The organism is Mucilaginibacter sp. P1_A3, from assembly GCF_056406855.1.
Genome location: NZ_JBFTZJ010000001.1, coordinates 418,788 through 441,599, shown reverse-complemented (window position 1 = coordinate 441,599; position 22,812 = coordinate 418,788). Strand labels below are relative to the sequence as shown.

General features: G+C 37.7%; 22 protein-coding genes and 1 other RNA gene. 9 read left to right on the top strand and 14 right to left on the bottom strand.

The window, feature by feature from the left end:
* Positions 1-108: 108 nt before the first annotated feature.
* The 7 genes from AC1D0K_RS01880 to AC1D0K_RS01850 form a co-directional block, all read right to left on the bottom strand.
* Positions 109-570 (bottom strand): lipocalin family protein, encoded by a 462-nt coding sequence (locus AC1D0K_RS01880; protein ID WP_477399236.1) that lies wholly within the window; start codon positions 568-570, stop codon positions 109-111.
* Positions 571-667: 97 nt separating this feature from the next.
* Complete coding sequence (locus tag AC1D0K_RS01875; protein WP_477442701.1) at positions 668-2,047, bottom strand: sigma-54-dependent transcriptional regulator; 1,380 nt, start codon at positions 2,045-2,047, stop codon at positions 668-670.
* A 123-nt stretch (positions 2,048-2,170) separates the two neighbouring features.
* An RNA gene (rnpB, locus tag AC1D0K_RS01870) (RNase P RNA component class A) lies at positions 2,171-2,564 on the bottom strand.
* Positions 2,565-2,702: 138 nt separating this feature from the next.
* A complete protein-coding gene (locus AC1D0K_RS01865) occupies positions 2,703-3,119 on the bottom strand; it encodes a c-type cytochrome (protein ID WP_477391869.1) in 417 nt (138 codons plus the stop codon).
* Positions 3,116-3,760: an SCO family protein gene (locus tag AC1D0K_RS01860; protein ID WP_477391868.1), complete on the bottom strand. Its 645-nt coding sequence runs from the start codon at positions 3,758-3,760 to the stop codon at positions 3,116-3,118. Before AC1D0K_RS01860 ends, AC1D0K_RS01865 begins: the two co-directional genes overlap by 4 nt.
* Positions 3,760-4,167, bottom strand: coding sequence for a hypothetical protein (locus AC1D0K_RS01855; protein ID WP_477391867.1), 408 nt, complete (start codon positions 4,165-4,167; stop codon positions 3,760-3,762). Before AC1D0K_RS01855 ends, AC1D0K_RS01860 begins: the two co-directional genes overlap by 1 nt.
* Before the next feature lie 52 nt (positions 4,168-4,219).
* Entirely contained in the window at positions 4,220-4,687 is a 468-nt protein-coding gene (locus AC1D0K_RS01850; RefSeq protein WP_477391866.1) for a DinB family protein, read from the bottom strand.
* 324 nt (positions 4,688-5,011) lie between these two features.
* On the opposite strand from AC1D0K_RS01850, the gene AC1D0K_RS01845 reads away from it, so the two are divergent.
* Positions 5,012-6,415 carry a GH1 family beta-glucosidase gene (locus AC1D0K_RS01845; protein ID WP_477391865.1) on the top strand — a complete coding sequence of 468 codons (1,404 nt, stop codon included), beginning with the start codon at positions 5,012-5,014 and terminating at the stop codon, positions 6,413-6,415.
* Here AC1D0K_RS01845 and AC1D0K_RS01840 read toward each other — a convergent pair.
* The 3 genes from AC1D0K_RS01840 to AC1D0K_RS01830 form a co-directional block, all read right to left on the bottom strand.
* Positions 6,387-8,354, bottom strand: coding sequence for an ATP-binding protein (locus AC1D0K_RS01840; protein ID WP_477442699.1), 1,968 nt, complete (start codon positions 8,352-8,354; stop codon positions 6,387-6,389). The two genes, AC1D0K_RS01845 and AC1D0K_RS01840, sit on opposite strands and share 29 nt — an antisense overlap.
* 193 nt (positions 8,355-8,547) lie before the next feature.
* The gene (locus tag AC1D0K_RS01835; RefSeq protein ID WP_477462983.1) at positions 8,548-10,326 is read right to left on the bottom strand and encodes an ATP-binding protein; all 1,779 of its coding nucleotides are present in this window, start codon (positions 10,324-10,326) and stop codon (positions 8,548-8,550) included.
* A gap of 440 nt (positions 10,327-10,766) precedes the next feature.
* Positions 10,767-11,948, bottom strand: coding sequence for an acyl-CoA dehydrogenase family protein (locus AC1D0K_RS01830; protein ID WP_477391870.1), 1,182 nt, complete (start codon positions 11,946-11,948; stop codon positions 10,767-10,769).
* Positions 11,949-12,199: 251 nt separating this feature from the next.
* On the opposite strand from AC1D0K_RS01830, the gene folB reads away from it, so the two are divergent.
* Positions 12,200-12,559: a dihydroneopterin aldolase gene (folB, locus tag AC1D0K_RS01825; protein WP_477391863.1), complete on the top strand. Its 360-nt coding sequence runs from the start codon at positions 12,200-12,202 to the stop codon at positions 12,557-12,559.
* Position 12,560: 1 nt separating this feature from the next.
* Positions 12,561-13,958 (top strand): FAD-binding oxidoreductase, encoded by a 1,398-nt coding sequence (locus tag AC1D0K_RS01820; RefSeq protein ID WP_477462982.1) that lies wholly within the window; start codon positions 12,561-12,563, stop codon positions 13,956-13,958.
* Between the two features lie 89 nt (positions 13,959-14,047).
* Here AC1D0K_RS01820 and AC1D0K_RS01815 read toward each other — a convergent pair whose 3' ends face one another.
* Positions 14,048-14,494 (bottom strand): acyl-CoA thioesterase, encoded by a 447-nt coding sequence (locus AC1D0K_RS01815; RefSeq protein ID WP_477391861.1) that lies wholly within the window; start codon positions 14,492-14,494, stop codon positions 14,048-14,050.
* Between the two features lie 133 nt (positions 14,495-14,627).
* On the opposite strand from AC1D0K_RS01815, the gene AC1D0K_RS01810 reads away from it, so the two are divergent.
* The 5 genes from AC1D0K_RS01810 (at position 14,628) to AC1D0K_RS01790 (ending at position 19,881) form a co-directional block, all read left to right on the top strand.
* Complete coding sequence (locus AC1D0K_RS01810; RefSeq protein WP_477391860.1) at positions 14,628-15,068, top strand: Hsp20/alpha crystallin family protein; 441 nt, start codon at positions 14,628-14,630, stop codon at positions 15,066-15,068.
* Between the two features lie 947 nt (positions 15,069-16,015).
* On the top strand, positions 16,016-17,359 hold the full coding sequence (locus tag AC1D0K_RS01805; RefSeq protein ID WP_477441698.1) for a PhoH family protein: 1,344 nt from the start codon (positions 16,016-16,018) through the stop codon (positions 17,357-17,359).
* Between the two features lie 117 nt (positions 17,360-17,476).
* Entirely contained in the window at positions 17,477-18,136 is a 660-nt protein-coding gene (locus AC1D0K_RS01800) for an MBL fold metallo-hydrolase (protein ID WP_477391858.1), read from the top strand.
* 317 nt (positions 18,137-18,453) lie between these two features.
* Positions 18,454-19,086 carry an HAD family hydrolase gene (locus tag AC1D0K_RS01795; protein ID WP_477391857.1) on the top strand — a complete coding sequence of 211 codons (633 nt, stop codon included), beginning with the start codon at positions 18,454-18,456 and terminating at the stop codon, positions 19,084-19,086.
* A 21-nt stretch (positions 19,087-19,107) separates the two neighbouring features.
* Entirely contained in the window at positions 19,108-19,881 is a 774-nt protein-coding gene (locus AC1D0K_RS01790) for a DUF6438 domain-containing protein (RefSeq protein ID WP_477391856.1), read from the top strand.
* Here AC1D0K_RS01790 and AC1D0K_RS01785 read toward each other — a convergent pair whose 3' ends face one another.
* Complete coding sequence (locus AC1D0K_RS01785; RefSeq protein ID WP_477391855.1) at positions 19,882-21,363, bottom strand: ATP-binding protein; 1,482 nt, start codon at positions 21,361-21,363, stop codon at positions 19,882-19,884.
* A 186-nt stretch (positions 21,364-21,549) separates the two neighbouring features.
* Here AC1D0K_RS01785 and AC1D0K_RS01780 point away from each other — a divergent pair, with 186 nt between their 5' ends.
* Positions 21,550-21,939, top strand: a complete 390-nt coding sequence (locus AC1D0K_RS01780) for a hypothetical protein (protein ID WP_477391854.1) — start codon at positions 21,550-21,552, stop codon at positions 21,937-21,939.
* Here AC1D0K_RS01780 and AC1D0K_RS01775 read toward each other — a convergent pair.
* Positions 21,936-22,259, bottom strand: a complete 324-nt coding sequence (locus AC1D0K_RS01775; RefSeq protein ID WP_477391853.1) for a hypothetical protein — start codon at positions 22,257-22,259, stop codon at positions 21,936-21,938. The two genes, AC1D0K_RS01780 and AC1D0K_RS01775, sit on opposite strands and share 4 nt — an antisense overlap.
* A gap of 20 nt (positions 22,260-22,279) precedes the next feature.
* Positions 22,280-22,750, bottom strand: coding sequence for a ferritin-like domain-containing protein (locus AC1D0K_RS01770; protein ID WP_477391852.1), 471 nt, complete (start codon positions 22,748-22,750; stop codon positions 22,280-22,282).
* Positions 22,751-22,812 lie beyond the last annotated feature (62 nt).

Below are 22,812 nucleotides of genomic sequence, written 5' to 3'. Positions count from 1 at the left end.
CAAAGCCGATTGTACAATTGACGTATTTTGTAAATGACAATACACGGTAAAACTAAAGCCGAAAGCAAACCTACAGCTTTAGTTAAATGATTAACAACAAATAATGTATTATTTCACTTTCACGTAGGTCTCAATAATTTCGTGGTCAATTTTCAGGCTGTCAATTTTTTCAATGCCGCGTTGTATCAACGTGTCATTTTTAAATTGTACAGTAAACTTAAAATCCCTGTTTTCCCATTCGCGGGCATCACAATAGGCTAAATGTTCCTGATAATTATTTCCAGACAAGGTATATGTGCCACTACCTGAACTGAAAACTGGTTTAGCGGTTTTACCATGCAGCAGATCATGAGTGAAGAACGCGAAATTGGTACCATTAAATATTTTTACCATTTCCTCTTCTTTAGATGGGGTAGTTACAAGTGTATCTCCTTTAGTAATGCTTTTACTTGATACTAAGTGCCAGGTACCAATCAGTGGCTGATCGACATTTAAAATTTGTTTGGTATCATTTGAGGTGCATGATGATATGATAAATGCACAGATTAACACTAAATAAATGATTTTCATAATTATGATATGGTTTGCACAATATTAACCATTTTGTTGTAACAAAAAAAGCGATCTGCATTGCTGCAGATCGCCCGTAAAAGAATTTGTCTAATATTTATTCTCCTCTTTTTAAACCGAACTTTTCTATTTTACTATAAAGGTGACTACGTTGAATGTCAATATCATCAGCGGTTTTTGAAACATTCCAGTTGTTTTTTTCCAACTTGAATTTGATGTACTCCCGTTCAGCAAAATCCTTGTACTCCTGAAAATTATTAAACTGATCGAAATCTGTTTGTGGAGCCTGAGCGCCGGCTGCTACGGCTGTGGCTGGTGAAGATGGGTTTGCAAATGCCCGCACATCATTATCAGTTATGGTTTTATCGCTCAAAATAATTAAACGCTCAACCATATTTCTTAACTCGCGGATGTTACCTGTCCATGGTAAAGCTTTAAGGGCTTCCAGCGCGGCGTCAGAGATCTTTTTAACAGGCATGCCATATTCATTGCAAATCTCATCTAAAAAGCTTTGGGTAAGCAAACTTATATCATCCTTACGATCAGCCAATGGCGGTACGTGGATCAATATAACACTTAACCGATGGTAAAGGTCCATACGGAAATTACCGGCTTCTATTTCTTTAAGGAGATCTTTATTTGTTGCAGCTACTACGCGTACATCTACATCAATCTCTTTTTCGCCACCTACGCGGGTAATTTTGCTCTCCTGTAAAGCACGTAATACTTTGGCTTGCGCTGATTGGCTCATATCACCAATTTCATCCAGGAAGAGGGTGCCACCGTTTGCGGATTCGAACTTACCGATGCGTTGTTTTATTGCCGAAGTAAATGAACCTTTCTCATGTCCAAACAACTCGCTTTCAATCAACTCCGACGGGATAGCCGCGCAGTTAACTTCTATTATAGGAGCATTTGAGCGATTTGATTTTTCATGCAACCAACGTGCTACCAGTTCTTTACCGCTCCCGTTTGCACCGGTAACAAGCACGCGGGCATCAGTAGGAGCCACACGATCAATTGTTTCTTTTATTTTGAGGATAGCTTGTGAGTTACCTAATATGGGGCGAACCTTAGATACTTTACGTTTTAATACTTTGGCTTCAACAACCAGGCTTCCCCTGTCAAGCGCGTTGCGAACAGTGATCAGCAGGCGATTAAGATCTGGTGGTTTAGATATAAAATCAAACGCTCCCTTTTTGCTGGCTTCAACGGCTGTTTCGACAGTGCCGTGGCCGCTTATCATAATGAAAGGCAGATCGGGCTTGATTGCCAAACCTTCTGTTAAAACCTCCATACCATCCATGCGATTCATTTTGATATCGCAAAGTACAAGGTCAAAATCCTTTTTTTCAATTAGTTGTAAACCATCAACACCGTTATCAACGTCTTCAACTTCGTAATCCTCATATTCCAGGATCTCGCGCAATGTGCTGCGAATTGCCCGTTCATCATCTATAATTAAAATTTTTGCCATGTTTTATGTATGTAATAGGTAGTAAAGTTCTTAGTGCTAATATATAAGATTTGTATAGAAAAATAAACACTTTTGCTACTAACAAAAATAACCCCTTCCTGTTTTCAGGAAAGGGTTATATTAATCAGCAGCAAATCTGTAAGCCGGGTTCTGTATTGCCCCGAAAGGCAACTTCTATCATTAATCTGGCCCTGCCATTGCTGACAGGTTTAAACAACCTACCCATCCTAACGTTCCTCCGCCGTAGGCAGAGAACACGGGAGCGAGCAACTCCGCTTTCAGGACCTATTTGGTTTTTCAACTCCTGAGGTTTACCGTCATCTCCGGTCGCCCGGTTATGCCGTGAGCTCTTACCTCACGTTTTCACCCTTACCCCAATCAAGATCGGGGCGGTATTATTTCTGTGGCACTTTGCTGTCGCCGGCTGCCGGCGCCTTCCCGTTAGGAAGCAGGATGCTCTATGTTGCCCGGACTTTCCTCCGCTAAACAAGTTAGCAGCGATAGAACGTTTTGCAGACGTAAAGGTAGGTATTTTCTTTGTTATTGTTTTGTTTGGGTCTTAATGTGCGAAGCGGGAGCTTGTATGTTCTGAAAAGATCGGGCTATTAGGTTAACTATTCTCTCCCGCAACCGGCAACCTGAACCCCGATCCAGATCAAGGGCATTTTTCCAAATCGTTCTGGACTGTTTGCAAGTCAATGGTTGCCATTTTATTACCAAACGAGTTGGTAACATAAGTAAGCACTTTTGCAATTTCAATCGGGCTGATGTTATCAACAGGCATCTCACCCTCAAACTCGCGGCCGTTTATGGTGATTTTACCTTTAAGGCCATTTTTAATAAAACAGGCCAACAATGTTTTATTATTCTTAAGATAAGAAGAATCATTAAGTGGCGGAATAAGTGCCTGAAGGCCTTCGCCATTTTTACCGTGGCAGTTTTGGCAATGAGTTTGATAAATGGCGCTCCCGCCAGAGTAATATCGATAAAATTCCACCTGTTCATCAGTCTGACAGGAGGCAATCAAAACGGTTAAAATAAAAAGTATACCTATTATCAGCTTTGATTTCATTTTGTAACAACCTGATCAGGCTCGGCCTTTAGAATTTTAATATCAGCAATTAATTTATCTACTTCTTTGGGGTCGGTACCTTCATAAGTACCACGGATCCGTTTTTGTTTATCTATCAGTATAAAAAAACCGTCATGGATAAATTGGCCTGCGGGATTTTTTTCCTGTACAGATTGCAGGTAGCTTTTGGCAATATTATAAGTGTCACCTTTATTGCCATGTAACAACCACCAGCTATTTCCGGTTATGCCCATTTTGTCGGCATAACGTTTTAATACCGGTATGGTATCATATTTAGGATCGATGGTGTGTGATATAATCCTAAAGTTTTCGTCATCCTTAAACTCCTTATATACGTTAAGCATATTGCGGTGCATTACCGGGCAAATAGATGGGCAGGTGGTAAAGAAAAAGTCGGCGACATATATTTTACCATCAAGATTTTTAGCCGTTATGGTATCCGCATATTGGTTAACAAACTTAAAATCGGGTATGGTTGCATATGCAGTGTCAGTAACCGTTTTACCATTTACCGTTTTTGTAACCGCTTCACGATTACCTAAAATAGGTAACTTAGTTTGTTTTGATCCGCAAGCATTCAAAAGCGCTATCATTATAACGCCAAATAGCATTTTATACATTATTTTTTATGTTGACTGAGGTATTTATCGGATTCGCTTATCGCAATGTTTATTTGAGAATCTATCGCTATGATCTTCTTTTTTTGGTTACCCAGGTAATCAATTATTTCCTGGTGCGATTTTCCCTTGTTTTCAACATCAAACTTATGCATCCAATCGCTCATGGCGCTATCAGCATTATTAATGGACGCCAATAAATCGGAACCCGGCCATTTAACATTAGCAACCGCCTCATGCTTAAGCAACGAATCAAGCAACATTTTATTTTTCATTAGGTGTTCATCGTTGGCCATCACTTTATCATGCACCGCAATAACGCTATCCAAAAGCGATTTTTCCTGCTTGTGGGTATCGGCGCAACCAAATAGAATTGTAGCAGTTAAAATAGCACCAATATATTTTTTCATATTTTAAGCTTGTTTAATACAAAGGCAAATATTGCAAATAAACACGTTAATGCTAATTATTTAATTGCCTTAAGTAATAACTATAATCAGTAATAGGTAAAGTTTCAACACCCGCGAGTTTTAGTTGCTGCCCGGCCTGTGCTCTTGTATGGGTACCATGGTTTACTACGTGTGTTAAAATATCACCAATGGAGGTTTGGTAACTATCACCCAAAGAGTTCTGATAACTAATTAATTTATCAAAATCAGGCTCCTTAATTTGGTTTAAAAACGCCATCCATTCTTCATGGTATTCATTAATTAGCCGTGCACAATGCGTCGTTGTAAAATCGATAGGCCATAATTTAACCGGGTAGGGTTCGATATTATTAATCCTGTCTATCCAGATGCGTTGGGCAGACAACAGATGGGCCATCAGCTGCAGGGGCCGATGCGCCGCGTGTGTGTCAATTATTGCTTTCAGCAGCGCTTTATTAGCAAACTGATCATAATTGAACATTTTGATATAGTGATTTTTCATGAAGACACTAATTTCATGAATTAAAACGAATTCTACCAATTATTTGATAATCCAGATTTGTAAAAATCAGTCACCCTTTCAAAATTTATTTCACTTAATGATTTGATAATATAGCTTTTACAATTAAATCATATCATCATTATATCTTTAATTAAATAAAAAACAGCAATATGAAAATCTTCAGCATTTTTTCAAACCTAATTGGCGGTTTACGCGAATGGATGATGTTAAGGAGTGTAAAATCATCTTTTATACATTAATATTACATTTTATATCCTGTATTCGTAAATATTATCGCAATTTTGGACCCTTGTTGTCCATTTAATGAAATCCACTCATCAGCACATATCTCTTAACAGAGAATTTTTTGGCCCCGATTTCGCTTGGGGGGTGTCAACTGCTGCCTTTCAGATAGAGGGTGCCCATGATACAGACGGTAAGGGTGAATCTGTGTGGGATAATTTTACTACAAAAAGAGGTAAGATTTTAAATGCCGATCATGCTCAAACTTCATGCGATTTTTATAACCGGTATGAAGAAGATATTGACCTTATCCAGCAACTTCATATTCCAAATTTTCGTTTTTCGATATCCTGGGCCCGTTTGCTACCTGATGGTACCGGGCAAATAAATCAAGCTGGTATTGATTATTACAATCGGGTTATAGATTATTGCCTTGAAAAGGGAGTAGAGCCCTGGCTTACCATTTATCATTGGGATATTCCACATGCGCTTGAGCAAAAAGGTGGATGGACAAACCGTGAAGTTGTTAATTGGTTTAGCGAGTTTGTGGCCCTTTGTGCAAATAGCTTTGGCGACCGGGTGAAAAACTGGATGGTAATGAACGAACCGATGGTTTTTACAGGTGCTGGCTATTTTTTTGGTATACATGCGCCGGGACGCACCGGAATGAAGAATTTTTTGCCAGCTATACATCACGTAGTTTTGAGCATTGCAGCAGGTGGAAAAATTTTACGCAGGTTGTTACCAGATGCTCAAATTGGTAATACTTTCTCGTGTTCATTAATAGAACCATTAACTGATAAACCAAGGGATATTGCGGCCGCTGTAAGGACTGATGCTTTAATAAACCGCTTGTTTATAGAACCGCTTTTAGGCATGGGTTACCCGGTTAGAGATCTGCCTATATTAAAAAACCTGCAAAAGTATATCTTGCCCGGTGATGAAGACAACATGCAATTTGATTTTGATTTCATTGGTGTTCAGAATTATACGCGTGAAATAGTTAAGTATTCATTTTTCACCCCATATATAAGTGCCCGCATAGTTAAGGCCGAAAATCGTAAGGTGGAATTAACTGCCATGCGCTGGGAAGTGCATCCGCCGTCAATTTACCATATGATAAAGAAGTTTGATGCCTATCCCAAGGTGAAAAATATCATTATTACAGAAAATGGTTCTGCTTTTCCTGATGAGGTAACTGATGACGAAGTGCATGATCCTAAACGGGTGCAATATTTAAAGGATTACCTGGGCCAGGTATTAAAGGCTAAGAACGAGGGTAGTAATGTTAATGGCTACTTTGTTTGGACATTGACCGATAACTTTGAATGGGCCGAAGGGTACCACCCGCGTTTTGGTTTAATTCATGTTGACCATACAACTCAAAAACGTACTATAAAGTCATCTGGAAAGTGGTTTGCTGATTTTTTAAAAAAAACAGGGAAACAAAAAGAACTTACTTTGGAAGCGAAAAGTAAAATGTAGTGCCATTTTCGATATCGCTCTCAAACCAGATATGGCCATTGTGTTTCTCAACTATCTGCTGACAAATTGATAAACCCAACCCAAATGATTTTTCACCCTCGGTTCCCGGGCGTTTGGCATCAGTAAACATATTGAAAACCTGGGCTTTTAATTTATCGGGGATGCCTATTCCCTGGTCTTTAACTTCAATCCGAACTTCTTTCTTAAATTCTTTGGCCTTGACTATAATTGTTGCACCGGCCTGACTAAATTTTATAGCATTACTTATAAGGTTACTTACCACCCTCCATATTTTTTCCCTGTTTATCATCAGTTCGAGTGGTAAATCGAGCAACTCCAGTTTTATTTCCTGATTTTTTTCGGCGGCTTTAAAGCGTAGTAATTCCACACTGTTACTAAGTAGTCCATTTATTTCTACTTGTTCCTTAACCAACCGGGCCGAGGAGGTGTTTGTTGCCTCTAATATTTCATTGATCAGTTCCAGCGAGTTAAAGGATGTTTCTTTGATGAGGTTAAGCATTTCCTTTTGCTCTGTGTTATAGTTATCCTCAATCATTACTGTAGTTAAAGATGCTATACCACCAATGGGGTTACGCAAATCATGCGCTACTGTGCGTAATATCCTGTCTTTTTCCTGGCTGTTTTGTTTAAGTTCATCAAGGGCATTTTCCAGATGATAGTTTTGGTCGTTTATCTGATAGTTCAATCCTCCTAATGTTTCAATGTTCTTTTTAGATTTTTGCCAGTTTAAGAATACCAGCGAGATGATCATCAACAACATCACCGCAAAAACTACTGTCACATTAAGATATATATTTTGCTGTTGGTTATTTTTTTTAAGTCTGTCAAACTCATTATCTTTTTCAAGACGCTTAATCTGTTCAGCTATATCGGCTTCCTTAAGTAATTTGTTTTTTTGGTTAATGGAATCTTTTAAGGCATCATACTGAATAAAGTATTTCATAGCCGTATCGTGCATCTTTTTCTTTTCATAAACCCCCGATATAAGATAACTCCATTCAGCTTTGGCCCAGTCATCGTTTAAATGCAATACACCAAACTGCCGGTTAATCACGTTTAAAATATTTATTAGTGAATCATTTTGATTTTGCTCCTCATATAAATGAGCGAGCTTCAATTCGGCAAATTGAGCATCCTGATTATCATTGCCTTTTCGCAAATTTATATTAATACTCTTTTTAAGCAGCACCTTGGCCAGATCGTAGTTTTTAAGGCTTATATACTCATTTGCCTGGTTGCCATAAACCACACCACGGGCGGCATCCAATAATTGTGGCCTATTTTTAAATTGACTTTGAAATTTGTCGATATATTTCAACGTTTTATCAAAAAAATAAAGAGCGCTATCGGTCATGTTTACCTTACTGTAACTTAAACCGGTATTATTCAATAATTCCTGCCGGCGATAAAACGAAACAAAGTTTAAAGCACACCCATTTGCTTCGTTTGAACTGTTTTTAAAATTAGCCGCCGCAATCCTGAAATTTTCCTGTTTATACATGATCATAGCCATTCGATAACTATAATCGCTCAATATGCAACCATCAAGGCTATTGCTACCAATTACTTTTCCACTATAAAAGTATTGGTAAGCTTCATTGTAATCATTTTCGTCAAACAAAATATCGCCTTTGTAAAAATGAGCCTGACCGTATTCGCTGCTGTATTTAAGTTTCTTATCGGGGGTATCAAAAAGATTAAGCATACTATCGGCATAAAGCATTGCCGGTTTTGGTTGATTTTTATAGTGGTAATAATAATTATAATTAAGCCAATAGTAACCGTACGTGCGTTTCAGATCCAGCTTTTTAGAGATAAGATAAACCGAATCGAGATATTTTACTGCCGCATCCTGTTTATTGTTATCATACATCAAAATAGCCCTATCATGCGCTTTGTCATAGCTTGATTGTGACAAAAAGCTTTCGGTTTTTTTATTGCAGGAAAAAAAAGTAATTAGCAAACAAAACAGCAACAATTTTACCGGCGTGCTGCTATATACCGCATTGTAGAATATGCTTTTGTTCACCAACATTTAAATAGATTGACAGAGGTTTAATTAGGTTTAAAAATTTTCATAAACTTATAACAAAAATCACAAAAAACAGAGTTTATAAAGTTGGCAGACTAAAAACAGGGGATTCAAGGGGGAGGGATACATGAAAAGTTGTACCAACTTCATGCTCACTCAGGAACCATATTCTGCCATCGTGCTTATCAATTATTTGTTTACAAATGGATAACCCTAATCCAAACGATTTTTCGCCGGCGGTGCCTACACGTTTGGCATCGGTAAACATATTGAACACCTGTTGCTTTAATTTATCCGGTATACCTATACCAGTATCCTGAACGGTAATCTCAATGCCGTTTTCGTGGTTTTTTACACTTACATTTATTTCACTATCCTGGTGGCTGAATTTTATAGCATTGCTGATAAGATTGCTCATAACCCTCCATATTTTCTCGCGGTTTATAAATAACTGTACAGAAGTGAAAGGTAAATTAAGTTTTATCGTTTGTTTTTTATCAGCTGCTTTAAATCTCAGCAACTCAACACTGTTACTTACCAATACATTAATATCAACCCATTCCTTATTAAATTGGGTAATAGCAGTGTTGGCTGCTTCTAATATCTCGTTAATGAGCTCCAGCGAATTGTAAGCAGTATCTTTGATTAGATTAATCATTTCCAGCTGCTCAGCGGTGTAATCATCATCGGCCATTACATTTGAAAGAGAGGCGATACCACCAAGCGGGTTCCTGAGATCATGTGCCACGGCCCTTAATATTCGGTCTTTTTCCTGGCTGCCCCGGTTAAGCTCATCAAGAGTAAGCACCAAATGCTCTTTTTGATGATTAATCTTATCATTCAATAATTTTATCGCTATTACGTCACGCCTGGAACGTTTTAAATTTCGAAAAACCAGGAATACGATAATTACAGCCATAATTGATAACAACACGGCAACATAAATAAATATCAACTGTCGTTTGTTATAATCCTTTAAATTGTCTATCTCGTTTTGTTTATCATAGTTAGCTTGCTGGGTAGCAACATCAGTCCGCCTTAATGAATTTGCCAGCTTTAATACAGAATCCTTTAGCGAAGAATAGGTTTTTAAATAGGGGAGCGCATGTGTATAATCTTTGTTATGATCATAATATTTACTCATTAAATAATTCCAGTTGGTTTCGGCTTCACTGTTTTTAATACTATCCAATTGAACACGTAAGTTTTTTAACAGCATGAAAAGATCAGCCTGCCTGTTCTGATCAAGGTATAAACGCGAAAGCTTTATCTCAGTTATCTGTGCATCTTTGTAATCATAACCTTTCTTTAAGTTAATGGCAATGCTTTTTTTAAGCATTTGTTCAGCTACAGGATAATTATGAGTAAGTAACCCAATATCGCCCATATTGCCATAAACTACTCCACGAGCTATTTCAAGCATTGGCGCCACATTGCTGAACTTTTTATTGTTGGTATTTATATAGTTAAGTGCTTTAGCGAAATATAAGGTAGCACTATCTACCATATTCGCATTTTTATAGCTTTCACCAACATTGGCAAGTAACTCCTGACGCTGGTAAAAAGCTTTAAAATTATTGTCATAAGCCCAACTTTGTTTATAGCTTATCTTGAAGTAGTTTGCCGCTTCAACATAATTGGCCTGCTTAAACAATACCATACCCATGCGGTAAGTGTACTCGGCCAATATCTGGTTATTTAAAAGGTTTTTACCAATAAGATATCCCTCATAATAACATTTATACGCATTGCTAAACTGAGAAAGATCAAAGTAAGCATCACCACTGGCAAAATTAGCTTCGGCATAGTTAACCAGGTATTGCTGTTTGGTTACACTTTGCTTTGCTATTATTAGCATGCTATCTGCATACAGCAATGCTTTTTTGGGGTCATGCGCTAATTTTCTCTCGTAAACATAATGGTAACTAAAAAAACGAAACCTATCATTTGTTAAAGGATGGTTAAGATCCCTAAAAGAAGAATCGAGATATTGGGTACTTAAGTAGGGTTTCTTTTTATAAGTATAATAATTATCTATCGTATCAATTATCTTCTTAAATTTTGGTGAGTAGTTCCCTGTATCATCAGTGTTATTTGCACAGGAATGTAAAATTAATGAAATGAAAAGCACCAACCATAAAACATGCTTGTTGAAATCACACTTAATAAAATTAGAAATAAAATGGCGCAAAAACATTAACCAGTATACGATACTATATAAAGTTTAAAACTATGATAATATTACCTAATATACCACCTTTATTTTTACGTAACTGCTGCCTGATTGTTGTGCTTAATTTATTTAAAGGCATCTTCGCCTGTAATATCCATCCCTGTAATTAGTAAATGAATATCATGTGTACCCTCATAAGTAATTACCGATTCTAAATTCATCATGTGCCTCATAATGGGGTATTCACCGGTAATACCCATACCGCCCAGTATTTGCCTGGCCTCGCGAGCTATATTAATAGCGGTTTCAACACTATTTCGTTTGGCCATTGATATTTGCGCTGCGGTTGCCCTGTTTTCATTTTTAAGTATGCCCAATCGCCAAACCAGTAACTGGGCTTTGGTGATCTCGGTAATCATTTCGGCCAGTTTTTTTTGCTGTAGCTGAAAAGCTGCTATAGGTTTGCCAAATTGCACACGCTCTTTAGCATAGCGAAGGGCCGTATCATAGCAATCCATGGCTGCGCCAAGTGCTCCCCAGGCAATACCATAGCGGGCCTGATTAAGGCAACCTAAAGGGCCTTTTAGCCCAACCACGTTTGGCAGCAGGTTTTCTTTAGGAACTTTAACATTGTCAAAAACCAATTCGCCGGTAGCCGATGCTCTTAATGACCATTTATTATGGGTTGTTGGAGTTGTAAAGCCTTCCATTCCCCGTTCTACTATTAATCCCCGCACTTTTTTTGCTTCGTCCCTGGCCCAAACAATAGCTATATCTGCAAATGGAGCGTTAGAGATCCACATTTTTGCGCCGTTCAATATATAATGATCACCGGCATCTTTAATATTGGTGGTCATGCCACCGGGGTTTGAGCCATGATCTGGCTCTGTAAGGCCAAAGCAGCCCATCATCTCGCCCGATGCCAGTTTTGGAAGATACTTTTTACGTTGTTCCTCCGACCCGTAAGCATAAATTGGATACATCACCAGCGAACCTTGCACTGACGACGCTGAACGAATTCCAGAATCGCCGCGTTCAATTTCCTGCATGATAATGCCATAAGCCATATAATCAAGGCCGGCGCCGCCATATTCCACGGGGATAGTAGGGCCGAAGGCACCAATCTCGGCCAGGCCTTTTACCAATTGCATTGGGAACTCTGCCTTTTGGGCATAATCTTCAATTATTGGACTTAATTCCTTTTTTACCCAATCACGTACAGACGAGCGGATTAACTTATGCTCTTCGGTAAGCAATTCATCTAACTGGTAATAATCGGGAGATTCGTACAGATCTGTTTTAGCCATAACTTTATACTTGGTGAGCAAATATATAGCATTTAAAGTGGACTTAGCCAGCTCAAAATCGTTGTTTTTTGATACCAGAAGGCACATTATCCCAAAAACTACGTTTAAATTGTTTAAACATAGTTTTTGACCTTTGTATTTTTTAAAAAAGTTTTTATTTGATAAAAACAGCTCCGCAGCATCACGCTTTGGAAGGCGATTTTAGCGTTTGCAAGTCATCAAAAACCAACCAAAACCATTACTTTTGAAACATGATAACTATTGCCTTACAGGGTGCAGAGTTTTTTGCATACCATGGGTTTTATCCCGAAGAACAAAAATTAGGATGTCGGTTTTTGGTAGATATTGAAGTAGGTTTTAATCCCCAAACAGATCCGGCAGCGGATGAACTTAAGCACACTGTTGATTACGAAAAGGTATATAATATAGCCTGCGAAGAAATGAAACATCCTCGTAAACTAATTGAAACAGTAGGACAGGCCATCATGGAAAAAATTCAAAAGAAGTATCCTTATGTAGAAACTATCTGTGTAACTATAAAGAAATTAAGCCCTCCATTATTGGGAAAAGTAGCTCATTCTGCAGTTACTATAAGATACGGCAAACAGTAATATGGAATATAATAAAGTATCGGCAGCAATATTAGCGAGTATAATAGCCATTGTTGGCAATGATGCTGTTTTAAACCAGCGCGCCGACCTGGAAAAATACAGCCATGATGAAACCGAGGACCTTGTTTATTATCCTGAAATTGTTGCAAAACCTCAAACCCCGGAGCAGGTTTCGGCATTAATGAAGTTATGCAACGAAAACCTGATTCCTGTTACACCGCGTGGAGCGGGCACTGGCTTAAGTGGAGGGGCTTTGCCTGTAAAAGGTGGTTTATTAATAGCCATGGAACGCTTTAATAAAGTACTGGAAATTGATGAACAAAACCTGCAGGCCACTGTTGAACCCGGCGTTGTTACCGAAGAGTTTATGAACCAGGCTGCTGCAAAAGGGCTTCTTTACCCTGTGGATCCGGCCAGCAAAGGCAGTTGTTTTATCGGGGGGAATGTATCACACGGCTCTGGCGGCCCCAGGGTAGTAAAGTATGGTACTATACGTGAATATATACTAAATCTACAGGTAGTATTGCCTTCGGGCGAAATTATTTGGACAGGAGCCAATACCCTGAAATATGCATCGGGTTATAACCTTACGCAATTGTTTATAGGCTCGGAGGGTACACTGGGTATCATTACCAAAATTGTGGTAAAGCTAATTCCGCTGCCCACGCTTGATGCGTTAATGCTGGCTTCTTTTGCTACCAACCAGGACGCCTGCGCCGCTGTATCAGCTATTTTCAGGGCGGGTATTACACCATCGGCCCTTGAGTTTATGGAGCGCAGAGGAGTGGAGTGGGTTAAAGAGCATGATGATATTGCCTTTAATCTGCAGGATGGCATCCAGGCCTTTTTGTTGATTGAAGTAGATGGCAATAACCAGGATGTGATATTTGCCGATTGCGAAAAGATCAACACTGTTTTAGAGGCTCATGATTGTAAAGATGTGCTCTTTGCCGACTCAGCTGCACAAAAGGAAGAATTATGGCGTATGCGCCGAACCATGGGCGTATCTGTAAAATCAAACTCTGTTTATAAGGAAGAAGATACTGTTGTTCCGCGTGCTGCGTTACCGCAATTGATAAAAGGAATAAAGGAAACAGGCATCAAATATGGCTTTGAATCAGTATGTTATGGACATGCAGGCGATGGCAACCTTCACGTAAACATCATTAAGGCCAATATGAGCGATGAAGACTGGAACACCAAACTTAAATTTGGCATAAAAGAGATCTTTGAACTAACTGTAAGTTTAGGCGGCACCCTCTCCGGCGAACATGGCATTGGCCTGGTTCAAAAAGATTTTATGCCTATAAAATATTCAGAAACTCATTTCGCTTTGTGGCGTGGAATTAAACAAGTGTTTGATCCGAATGGTATTTTGAATCCGGGAAAGATATTCTGATGTGCGGATATGTAGAGTTTAGATGTGCAGATGATTGGCCATGCGTTAATTCATCCGCATATCTGCACATTTGAAATCTGCATATCTAATTAATTAGTATTCAATATCAATCTTGGTTCATCATAGGCTATCATACTCCTGCGTTCATTAGGCGGAATTGATACAGATTTATTGGCAGCGTAATCATAGCTAATGCAAACTGTTTTGCCGGTAGTTACAATTTCTTCGCCCTCCGGAGTTATTCTTACCAATACATGCATTACATCAAAACTACTGTTACCTATCCTAATGGTGCGCACGTAGCAGGCAATCTTATCTTTAACAGTGATTTGTTTAAGATAATTAATCTCTGAGCGGCCAATGATAACCCCTGCATTGTTCCAATCCCAGCCTATAGCATCTTTCCAATAATTGGTACGGGCAATTTCAAAGTAAGTTAAATACACCGCATTGTTAACGTGTCCCAGGGAATCTATATCCGAAAAGCGGATAGGTATGTCAGTTTTGAACTTGTAGTCGCTAAGTTTTTCAGCCATTGATGTCAATTTGTCTGTATAAATTCATTGATTGCGACAAATAGTCATGCAATTCATTGATTTTACTTGTTGGTATAACAGTTGATTAATACTTCACGAAGTTAACAAAAACAAAACTTAGGAGACATATAAAATGACATTAGTAAAATTTAACAACGGATTAAAAAACAACGCAAGAGGTCCATTCTTTAATGATGTATTCGATTCAATTTTGAACGACTCATTCCTTGGCGACAAATTAGTAGCTCGTATTCCTGCGGTAAACATTGCAGAAACCGAAAATGAATTTCAAGTTGAATTAGCTGTACCTGGCTTAAAGAAAGAAGATTTCAAGATCAATTTGGATAAAAACATATTAACTGTTTCATCTGAAAAGAAAACCGAAAACGTTGAAGAAGGTAAAAAATTCAGCAAACGCGAATATAGCTACAACTCATTCAGCAGATCATTTACTTTACCAGAAAGTGCCGATCATTCAAAAATTGAAGCTGATTACTCTGATGGGATATTGACATTAACTATTGCTAAAAAAGAAGAAGCTAAATTTCAATCAAGAGAAATAGCTGTAAAATAATTAAAGACTGTTTTCATAAAGTAGTTAGTTTGGTTTGAAGGCCGTTCCATTTTGGGGCGGTCTTTTTTTTGGCTTCAACTCTCATTTATTAGTTATTATACCTGATAACGACTACACCTGGTAATTTATAAAAACGGAGAAAAGAAATACGAGGGCGATACCTCACACAGCGATATGTTTGGGTGAAGTTGCAGTAGGTAAATTGCTCCCTAACCAAATAGCTTAATACAATTACTTGCTTTGGTCTGTTATATTTTCTGATTAATATCAAGACTATTTCACTGACAAAAATTACATTTTTTGAATTTTACGCATTTTTTGAATTTGCAATAACAGGGATTTTAAGTAATATTGTTAATAACTTTTATGTTGATAACATTGATTTTCTATCAATTAATTTACAATTAACTATCAGTAAATCAATAACTAATGCGTGTTTATAAACTCACTACCAAATGTTAATAACTTGTTAATAATAAATTATTTTTTTTCTTGACAAAGATGCCATTTAGTCCCTATATTGTAATCATCAAGAACGACGTACTTTGATAACCTTTCAGGATTACAGAAATTGAATCGGGTAGACCTTCGGGAACGCTAAAGATCAAAAGAAGTCCCTGAGTCACATGAAAAAAAGAAAAATACGAAAGTATTTGAAAAAAGATTGCGATTAAAGGAGGTACTGAGAACGATGCGGGGCTTCACGGAGACCCAAAACAGAATCAGGGATATTGCAGCAATCAACAGTTCGCAAGAACGACCGATGAAAGCTTATCGATCATGATACACAAAACTTGGTACTGCTGGGAAACTACGGTGGAACAGTGGTTTGGAAACGGGAGCTCAAATCGCAAGAGGAGACTCCCGTTTTCGCTTTTATAAGGTTTTTTTGTTCATAATAGTATTTTCATTTTGAACAAACCTTAAAAAACCTAATTTAGTAGGATATGAATAAGGACGGCCAGCGTAACCAGAAGAAAATATTCGTTTTAGATACTTCAGTGATCCTTTACGATCATAATGCCTTTCAAAATTTTCAGGAGCATGATGTAGCCATACCTATCCAGGTATTGGAAGAACTTGACAATAAAAAGAACGGTAACGATACCCGTAACTTTGAGGCACGCAGCTTTATCCGCCTGATGGATGATTTGTCAAAAAACAACCTGATGAATGAGTGGATTCCGCTTAATGGTAAAAGCAAGGGTAGTTTCAAAGTGGCCATGGATATTAAAACAGTTGCTGCAGATGCAGTGGAGGTTTTTGGATCTGATAAAACCGATCATCATATTTTAAACGCTGCCTTAGGTTTGCAGGAAGAGTATCCTCATAAAAAGGTAGTACTTGTATCTAAAGATATCTGCCTTCGCCTTAAAGCCAAAGCCCTTAACCTGCACGCCGAAGATTACGAAACCGGTAAGATCAAAAACCTGGCAGAATTATATACCGGTAAAACTGATATTGATAAGGTAACAGAAAAACTGATTAACCAGCTTAATAAACAAGAAAACCTGCCCGCCCAAAGCCTGGATATACCAACTTATACCAATAATCACTTTTATATTTTAAAAGGAAAAAAGGGTGATGTATCTGGTTTTTATAATGCACAAACTCAACAATTAGAAAAAATAACAGAGCAGCCTGTATTCAATATCAATCCGCGCAATATTGAGCAGGCTTTTGCTATTCATGCGCTTTTGCATCCCGATATTAAATTGGTAACCATACAGGGCAATGCGGGCACTGGTAAAACCTTACTTGCCCTGGCCAGTGCGCTGGAGCAACGGAAGTATTACCGACAAATATTTGTTACCCGCCCTATTGTGCCTTTGAGCAATAAAGATATTGGCTTTTTACCCGGCGATATCAAATCAAAGATTGACCCGTACATGGCCCCAATATGGGATAACCTTAAATTTATTAAAGATCAGTTTGCTGATGACGATAAAATGCAGGCAAAAATTGATGAACTGGTAAGTAACGATAAAATATCCATAGCACCTTTGGCCTTTATCCGTGGCCGTACCCTAAGTAAAATATTCTTCATAGTAGATGAAGCCCAAAACCTCACCCCGCACGAAGTAAAAACCATCATTTCCCGTGCCGGCGAAAATAGCAAATTTGTGTTTACCGGCGATATTTACCAGATTGATACACCATACCTGGATGCAGAGAGTAATGGCTTATCCTATTTAATAGATAAGGCAAAAGGCCATCCGTTATATGCACATATTACCCTGCAAAAAGGGGAGCGAAGCGAGTTGGCTAATTTGGCTACGGAGTTACTTTAAACACGATTAAAATATTTTGTATGATTTACAGGATTTTTTAATTCTATGAAATAAAAACCCTTCGAATCTTTTAATTGTATTTTAAATAGATGTGGCTAATCATATAAATAATCGCGCATGAAAATAAGTAAATACCTCCATTCCTGCCTTGTTTTTGAACTGGATGATTATAAAATATTGTTTGATCCCGGTAAATTTTCTTTTTTTGAAGGATTGGTTATCCCTCAAATGTTTAATGATGTAAAGGCCGTGGTAATTACCCATATTCATCCCGATCATTATGATATTGATATTTTAAAAAGCATTCTTGAATTAAGTGGCGCCATAGTCATCACTAATAGCCATGTAGGTAAAGATCTTGATAAAGCTGGTATTGTTTATACGCTTTTTGAAGAGGGTACAGCAAACTTTGGCCCTTTTATATTGAAGGCCTTCCCGGTTACTCATGAACTCATTATGGATAACCCACTGCCGCAAATGACGGGCTTTATTATTAACGATAAGGTGATGCATCCGGTAGACTCAATGGAAGATAAATTATTAGAATACAAGGATATTGAATTGCTACTCATGGTAACTATGGCTCCATTCGCTAATGAGGTACGGATTTCGGGTTTCGCGGATAAGCTTCAACCCAAACAAATATTACCGGTTCATGATGGTTATGCTAAAGAGTTTTTCATCAAACAACGTTATGCGGCCTACGTAAAACATTTTGAGAAACAAGGTATCAAATTTCATGAGCTCTATAAAGTTGCAGATTATATAACCATTTGATAGTTAAAATTTATCCCGTCAGAAATTGCTATTGATAATTGTACCAATTAAAGATTATATGAAGTTGTGAGTTTTATGAGGGAGAAAGCCAATACAGGCAATTATTATTAACGCACGGCAATCTGATCAATAGGCGTGAAATAAAAAAGTCCCCGCTTCTTACGGCGGAGACCTCTATGGAACCAACCTCCTGCTAAGCTGGCCCACATTAACCTTATCACACTGCTAAGGTGAAAATTAATCATGAAGAAAACATGAACTTAGTTTTGCAGCTTAGGTTAATTTTACATCTTTAACAAAAAAGACAAAATACTTTTATGCAGAAACCCGATAGCCTCATCTTCGACATGGACGGAACCCTTTGGGACGCCGTTGATACTTATACTGATTCATGGAACCTCACCTTTGAAAAACACGCTATAAAAAGAACTATCAATAGAGATGACCTAATGGGATTGATGGGAATGGAGGGTAAAAAACTCACCAAAATTTTAATGCCCGATTTTGATGATGATAGAGCATTCAACATTTATCTTGATGTAAATGAAACCCGCCGCCAAATTTTACCAAAAAGCGGTGGCAATATGTACAGTGGTGTTACGGAGGGGATAAAGCAGCTATCAACAAAGTATAAACTATTTATATTGAGTAACTGTGCTGTAGGTATTATTCCGTTGTTTATTAATTGGGCAGGTATTGGGGATGATATAACAGATTTTATGGCCTATGGCGAAAACAATATGCCAAAACATTATAATATGCGTTTATTGATTGATAAACATCAACTTGGAGAGCCGGTTTACATTGGCGATACACAAGGTGACGCTGAACAGACAAGCATGGCAGGTATACCTTTTATATTTGTAACCTATGGTTTCGGTAAAACTGAGGATTATCAATATAAGTTTGATGATTTTGAATCGTTAACAACATACTATATGGGTTTGTAAAATAGCCTAAAATTAAAACAAATGATAAAATACTGTATTTCTTTATTTTTATTGGGGTTGATGTTTTGCAGTGCAAAAGCTCAAAAGGTACAGTTGGATTCGATCCGTTGGATCAATAAGGATCTGGGAAATCTTTATTTTATTAAAGGTCATGTATATTTTAATTTTGTTGGGGATGATAAAGAAAAATCACATTATGCAGTGGTAAAGGATACACTTATCATGTCGGATATTTATACGTCCAGCGCCGATAATTTTAAGGTCAAGCACAAAACTGATTTCAAGTTCCAGATCAGGAATCTCACAACAAGCAGGCTGTACTTAAAACCTATAGATTCAAATGCCACTAAACTGGCAGGTAATTTAACCTATGAATTTACCAATTTCAAAAACAGCTATGATAAAGAAATCAAATTTTCAAAAATTCGCTTTTTATCATCTACCTGTCATGGCGACTGTCCGCAACTGGAAATTTCAATTTGGGCAAATGGCGATTATCGACTAAGGGGAGGGGAATATGCCGATCCTTACAAAGGCGAGTATGAAGGCAAATTATCTGCAGCTCAGCTTGATACTTTAAATTACTGGCTTAAGCATAGTGAGTTAAAAAAAATGTATAACTGGCAACAGCCCGAACAGGTGACTGATGCGCCTAATTATTACTTCGAAATAGAGTTTGAGAATAGCAAAAAAAAGCTGAGTATTACCACAAATAAACCACCTTTAAACGTCATAGACCTGGTGCAGTTTATGGTATCATCTTATAAAACGGTTAAACTAACCCCCATAAAGTAATCACACTGGTAAGCTAAAATAAAATGTTGAACCTAAGCCCTCGGTACTTTCAACCCATATTTTACCGTTATGGCACTGAACAATCTCACTGGATAAATAAAGTCCAATACCAAATCCCGATACGTTCTTTATCTTTTCATTATCTACCCTATAAAAACGTTGGAATACTTTTTTTTGGTCTTTATGCCTAATGCCAACGCCTTCGTCGGTAATCGCAACTTGAATATCGCCATTGGCAATACGGCTCTCTATTGTGATTTTGCTTCCCTTTGCAGAATATTTTACCGCGTTGCTTAAAAAGTTACTTATTACCTGGTTGGTTTTTTCCCTATCGGCATTAACATTTAATACATCTGTACCATTAAAAATCACCGTATGGTTAATGTTTGATTGCAGCAATTCTGTAATACAGTCGGCTATTAATTTATTCATGTCAAACACTACCAGGTTGAGTTGTAGTTTACCAGATTCAAGCCTCGACAGATCAAGAAAGCCGTGAATCAATTCTGTCATTTTATTAACCTGATTGTTTACTTTGGTCAGCGCGTTGTTTACAAATACATCGTTAGCAGGCGCCAGTTTTTTTATTAATATCTGTATATATGTTTTAATAGAGGTTAGCGGCGTTTTTAATTCGTGACTTGCCATCGCTATAAAATCATTCTTCCTAATTTCATCGCGTTTGCTCTCGCTTATGTCAATTACAGTCCCTAACATACGCAATGGCTTTTGCTGTTCATCACTTACTAATTTACCTTTGATACTTAACCAGTGAGAGCTGCCATCTGGCCAGGTTACACGTATTTCATAGGCATAGTTCCCTATTTTAGCGGATGTGTATATGGCATCCATAATAGTTTGCTGATCTTCGGGCGGTACCTGTGTTTCAAATGCCTCCCGCGCCGATAATAAAGTTTCGGGCGGGTGGCCCAATAATTCCACCAATTGGGGAGAGCATACGCGTTGTTCATCTTTAAAATCCCAGTCAAAGGTTGCAAAACCCGTAGCTTCTGCAGCCAGCCGAAGGCGATTTTCGCTCTCCTGCGCAGCCTGTTTTGCATTTACCTCGCCGGTGATATCGGCAATGGTATTTAAAATATACATAACCTTACCATCACCACAAAAAAAAGGCACATTACTACATGACCAGTACCTAATATTGTAATTTCCGGTTTCAGGATCTCTCGTATCATACCGGTATGTTGGGATATCTATTTTTTGGCCTGTTTCCAGTACTTTATTAAATGTTTTACGGGCGCTGGTTTCATCTTTTGGATCGTTGTCATCATCAGGGAAAACCCGAAAAAAACTTTTACCTATAATTAACTCCCGGGTAGCATTGGTTATGGTAAGATAAGCGTCGCTGGCTGCCATTATAGTAAAGTGCGGAGCATCTGCCTTAACTAATAAAGAACCCGGCGACTTTTCAAAGATGATCTGGAAAATCTCATCAGGCAAGGTATTCAGCGAATCAACAGACATTTTTTTGACAGATTTTAGGATTTGTGAGTTAAAGTTAGAATTTAAACTCACAATTTATAATTATTAGTAATAATAAATTGTGTTTGCTACAATGAATAATATATGATATACATAAACCTTTATTTTTATTTATATTATATGGTTCATCCTAAGTTTTAGTAGCTTTAAATGATTAAAATATTATCCATGAAAACCCGCACTAAAACTATTCTACTATTAATTATACTGCTATTATTAGCGGGCTTTTTTTACTATCGTTTTTATTTTGTTTTTGGTGAAGGGGCAAAGGCTGGTACCATGAATTATTTTGTAAAAAAAGGCTATTTATTTAAAACATACGAAGGCCGGTTAATACAAAATGGTATCCGTACACAAACACAGGGAACTATTGCATCAAACGAATTTATGTTTTCAGTTACCAATGAGAAAATTGCGCAGCAATTAAACAGCAATGCCGGTTCATATCTCGAACTCCATTATAAAGAGTATCTGCATACTTTACCATGGAGAGGGGTAAGTGTATTTGTTGTAGATAGCATTATATCTGCAAAGCCAATAAATCCTGTAACACCTTAATAAAGTTTATCAGCCTTGCCAGAGTTGGGTGTTTCTATTTTGCTGAGATTGTAGCTCAGTTCTCCACCTTTATTAATGGCTTTTATCAGGCCCTTATTAAAAAGATATTTAAGTACATCTTCGGCATTTTTTTGATGGGTAAAAGGAGGTGTTGCCGGTTCCAGTACACTTAGTTTTATGGCAACTTCATTTGCGGTAGCCTCCTTTAACTGGGCTAAAGCATATATAACGTTATTTTGAACACCTGCGCCGGCATCATATTCATGCGGAACGTGCAGGGGCTTGTACTCATCAAAAAAGGATTGATCGGAGCTGTTCATTTGTTTACGGATAATTGAATTTATACAGTTACTGTATCCCTCAAACTTTTAATAGCGTCATGCGATGTTTTAAACCCATTCAATTGGTATGCAAGTAAATTTACCACCTTATCATCTTCCCATATCAATTCTTTATCATCCTGTGCCTTACGATAAGCTTTGATGATTACATCTTCACCATATTCACAATCGGCTAAAATACCCTGCTTATCTTTATTGATAAAAGCAGCTTTAACATTTATCCAGGTGTGATAGAATTTGCCGGATAAGGATGTTCCATCAGTTGGACTACCACCTAATACAAGAATATATTCTTTTAACTCGGTAACATAATTTTTGCTTTGATCAATGCATTCATTAAAAAGCAGGGCAAGCCCAGTTTCGTCGATACTTTCCAGGGCCTTCTGATATCCGGCAATACGGTCGTTATTTATTTTAATCAGATCATTAAGTGCCGATATTTGATGTTGAATATGCTGTAAAACTCCCATAACTAATTGAATTGCGTTTGCACAAATACAACATTTAATGGAAGTTAATGTTTTGAAGTTTT